This is a genomic window from Vibrio sp. Y176 (assembly GCF_033438945.1).
In genome coordinates this window covers 1-1076 of sequence record NZ_JAWOQS010000118.1, presented here as the reverse complement: position 1 = coordinate 1076, position 1076 = coordinate 1, and the positions used below count along the sequence as shown (strand labels likewise).

Sequence of the window (1076 nt, the reverse complement as noted above, 5' to 3'; positions counted from 1 at the left end):
TGCTATCCCATGAGGCAATTTTGATAAGGCCGGAATTAAAAAACACCCAAGCGACCCATAAACGGCAAAACAGCAGCAACAACGGCATTGCGTGAGTTTGTAAGCTGTTGGTGCATTCGTCGTAGCGGTTAATCAGGCTTTTAACAGAATCTGTCATCGTATCCTCCTTACGCGGTTTGCAGCGTAAAACCTTCAATCAGGTCAAGCGTCATGATGTGATTAAGATGAGCGAGCAACGGCTCAGGGATATCGCTCAAACATTGCTTTTGTTCCAAGCTGGCAAGCAATTGATAGGCTTCGTCATCCAGCGCGAAACACTGCGCTTCACCATTGGGCTCGACGCGGATCACCCCTTGTTGTAATTGGTTGATGTTGAGCTGATCGAATTGCTGAGTACGAACAGCGGCGAATAAATCAAACACCGCGTAATGAGCATCAAAGCACTTACACCCAGGACGAAGGTGGAAAACTAAATGAGAATGTTGCGACTCTGGTACGTGTGGTAATTCAGTCAGCGGTTGCACGGCTGTGTCTGCTTGATGCTCATAACGAGCTTGGCGAGCAAGGTCGATGTTCCATTCAAAGAGTGCGACTTCTGGGCTGTATGGCGCTTGAGCCATGACCTGACCAAACAACATCACAGTGAGGTGAAAGTCTTTTCCGTAGTGAATAACACAGCCTTCTTGGAGTGGGTGCGTTAAAACATGTTGGCGTGCTATTTGGGCAAAGCACGTTTCCCCTAGTAACGCTTCAACCATCGGATAAGTAGCAGAAAGGACTTCGCTCAAGCTGATGATAAAGTTGTTGCGATATATCTGCATGCGCTCGTCAGCGGTAAACTGACCGCTTGCAATATTACAGTCATCGCCCAATGCCTGATAGTGAAGCGCTTTCGCAAACTGGTTTTGTAAGGTGGCTAGCTTCATGAGGCTTTCCTCGTAGCGCTAAGCGGGGTGGTAATTTGGGAGAGAAGGAGCGAGGCCTTTTCCGCTTCTGCCAATAACACTTCTGGTGCTGGGATATCTAAGTCCCATTCAATTAAGGAATGGCGCGGACCATACTGTTCAACCCAGTGT

General features: G+C 48.1%; 1 protein-coding gene and 1 pseudogene. Both read right to left on the bottom strand.

Annotated elements, in window-relative coordinates; genetic code table 11:
* A pseudogene (locus tag R7O13_RS24495) lies at positions 1–157 on the bottom strand (DoxX family protein); the annotation flags it as partial.
* Between the two features lie 10 nt (positions 158–167).
* The gene (locus tag R7O13_RS24490) at positions 168–926 is read right to left on the bottom strand and encodes a DNA-binding domain-containing protein (protein WP_318304886.1); all 759 of its coding nucleotides are present in this window, start codon (positions 924–926) and stop codon (positions 168–170) included.
* Positions 927–1076 lie beyond the last annotated feature (150 nt).

Bases quoted from the DNA above. Each gene is read 5' to 3' on its own strand.
- R7O13_RS24490 (WP_318304886.1), bottom strand. From the start codon at position 926: ATGAAGCTAGCCACCTTACAAAACCAGTTTGCGAAAGCGCTTCACTAT.